Here is a 2,852-nt window from a genome sequence, read left to right as displayed (position 1 = left end):
TTTTTGTTCCCTGACCGGAATGTGCGCCTGATGGTAACGATACCCGCCGTCATACCAAAATGGCCCCGTTTCCCCCCTTGCTTCTTTTTCCTGATCAAAGTAATGAGGTTGCTGCCCGCGCTGATCAATAAAATATTGGCTCAGTTTTAAATAGTTCTCGTTTCCAGTCGCCTCATACAATTTCAACAGCGCCAACTCAATTTCCTGATGTCCGTCGTATCCAGGAATTTGGCCTTCCCCGCGGCCGAATACCGTACCGATATAGTCGGCATATTTGCACATAATGTCTAAAAAGCGCCGTTTTCCTGTAGCCTGGAAATAAGCAACTGCCGCTTCGATCAAATGGCCGGCGCAATACAATTCATGGTTGTCCCGCAGGTTGGTCCAACGTTTACCGGGTTCCTTGACCGTATAATACGTGTTGAGATAGCCGTCCGGCTGCTGGGCGCGGCCAAGCAGCTCAATCACGTCATCCGCGAGTGCTTCCAATTCCGAGTCGCGCTTTTCCTCGAGTAAATACGCCACCGCTTCGAGCCATTTCGCTACATCGCTGTCTTGAAAGACCATCCCATAAAATTCTCCATCTGATTCGCCAGCGGCGATGCGGAAATTTTCGATTGCATGGCTTGGTTCAGCGCCTAGGATGCGGTCATTAAGCGCTTCCCACTGGTAAGGAACGACTTCGTTCCGGACGACATCGATATATCGTTTCCAAAACCGATCCTTGACATTTGCCCTTATTGTAGCTTTTTCCACTTTGATTCCCCCTATCATGTTCCTAAAACCCATTCATTTAAAAAGTAGAGAATCGTAAAGCGGTTCGGACGCAATCGATGAGCCTCCCGCAGACTCCGTTCAACCAACGGAAGATCGATGCCGAGTTGTTCCGGGAGAGCGGCCCCTCCTACTTTCTCTAACATAGTTCGAACGCGCCCTGGAGAGGGCAAGGATTCAAGCAGTTTCTGAATAGAAGCCGCATTGGCTTTGAGTCGTTTCCTTGCAGTTTCGTCTATTGATTTCGGTCGTTCTTCTAGTTTGTTCCATAACGGCCAAAAGACGCGTTGATAGTGTTCAATGATCATCGGAGTCGCTGCACCAACTTTCGCCCCGTGCAGCACTTGCTGCTTGTTTTGGCGCAAAAACTCCATTTCCCAGTAGTGGGATAGATGGTGTTCCGCCCCCGATGCCGAGTACGATTGCCCCATGAGCAACATCGCAATGCCCGACTGCAGCAACGCATTCATTAATACACGAATCCCTTGTTCACCGCCATCGGCAATGTCATCAATATGGTCGACACATGCTTTGAGAGATTGTTCAGTAAGCTGGTGAACAAATGGACAATAGGGCTCATCGGCCATCCAGTGGGCAAACTGCCAGTCGACCAATGACGTATACTTCGCCACCATATCGCCAAATCCAGCGGCGATCATCTCTTTTGGAGCTTGGGACAACACATTCGTATGGGCAAATACGGCGATCGGCGCCTGCGCTTGGATCGTTTGTTTCCCCCCACGAATGATGAGCGGAGCTCCCATTGACGTAAATCCGTCCACCGATGGAGCAGTAGGAACCGAAATAAACGGAACTTTCATTTTATAACTGCCAAAACGGGTAATGTCGTGAATCGTTCCCGCCCCTACGGCAATGAACGCATCGACATCGTCCGGCGTTTCCAGCAGCACTTGCACGATGGCACGCTCATCGGCGATGACATCCCCATTTTCATCCGGTTGCACGAAGCATACCTTGCAGCGAATCGATTCATTTTCCAGCTCATCACACAATGATTGTCCCGCCGCCGCAAACGTCCGCGCGTCGGCCACCACAGCCACTTTCTTATATCGCTTGTACTGCAAATAAGCTGCCAGCCGTTTGAACACCTCATGGCTCACGACAATTTGTTCAATCGGAATATCATAATGACGATGCCCGCACTGACATTGCTTGGCTAATGAAACGATGCCGTCCAATGTTTGATTCACTGCATGATCTCCTTCCCTAAGCGGATGATGTCACCAATCGAGTCCAACACATAATCGGGCCGTTCCTTGGCCCGCAATGCGTCAAGCTGACTCCGCTTTGTATTACCGGTCAACACAAGAGCAGTCTTCATCCCGTGCATCCGCCCCATGCGAAGATCTGACTCCACACTGTCACCAATGATGAGACAACGGTGAGGCGGCACTTGCAGCTGGCACAAGGCCGCTTCCGCCATAAAGCAAGAAGGCTTGCCTAACACGATTTCCACTGTTCGGGCTGTCGCCGCTTCAATCGCCCCGACCATCCCCGCTACATCAATGGCATTCCCATGTTCACTCGGAAACGTTTTATCGATATTGGTCGCTATGATGCGCGCTCCATGCCAAACCGCGCGAAAGGCCAAATCCAGCTCTCGATAGGTCATAGTCTCATGCAACGTGATAACGAGAAAGTCCGCTTCCTCTGGCACGGCTGCCAATCGAACGTGGTGGAGGCGCAACTCTTCGCGCAACCCCTCATCCCCCAGCGTCCAAACTTGACACAGCGGATAGTGTTGGCGCAAAAATTGGGCTGTTACCGTTGAGGATAAAATGATGTCTTCCTCCCCCGCCGCAATTCCAAACCGTTCAAGCTGTTCATAGCACATGCGCCGCGACCAATTGCCCCGGTTACTGACGAACACGATTCGTTTTCCAAGAGAACGGAGGTAGGCAACCGCCTCATTCGCATGGGGAATTAGTTCATTTCCTCTCCATATCGTCCCGTCAAGATCGATCAACACCCCTTCGATTTCCTCCATCAAGAGTCATCCGCCTCCTATCCGTCTATGACGTCCGCACACCAAACCGGTAGACCGTCGTTGATGCTCG

3 protein-coding genes are annotated in these 2,852 nt (G+C 51.3%); all 3 read right to left on the bottom strand.

All coding sequences use genetic code 11. The annotated features are described in order from the left end of the window. Positions 1 to 774, bottom strand: a 774-nt coding sequence (locus VU18_RS15725) for a beta-L-arabinofuranosidase domain-containing protein (RefSeq protein ID WP_173426834.1), incomplete at its 3' end; no start/stop codon positions are given. Further along, positions 771 to 1,985 (bottom strand): sn-glycerol-1-phosphate dehydrogenase, encoded by a 1,215-nt coding sequence (locus VU18_RS15720; RefSeq protein ID WP_021321568.1) that lies wholly within the window; start codon positions 1,983 to 1,985, stop codon positions 771 to 773. The genes VU18_RS15725 and VU18_RS15720, both read right to left, overlap by 4 nt. Then, complete coding sequence (locus VU18_RS15715; protein WP_021321567.1) at positions 1,982 to 2,782, bottom strand: HAD-IIA family hydrolase; 801 nt, start codon at positions 2,780 to 2,782, stop codon at positions 1,982 to 1,984. The genes VU18_RS15720 and VU18_RS15715 overlap by 4 nt, the downstream gene beginning before the upstream one ends. Positions 2,783 to 2,852 lie beyond the last annotated feature (70 nt).

It is taken from the genome of Geobacillus sp. ZGt-1, from assembly GCF_001026865.1.
In the GTDB taxonomy this organism is placed as follows: domain Bacteria; phylum Bacillota; class Bacilli; order Bacillales; family Anoxybacillaceae; genus Geobacillus; species Geobacillus thermoleovorans.
This window is presented reverse-complemented; position numbering and strand designations above follow the sequence as displayed.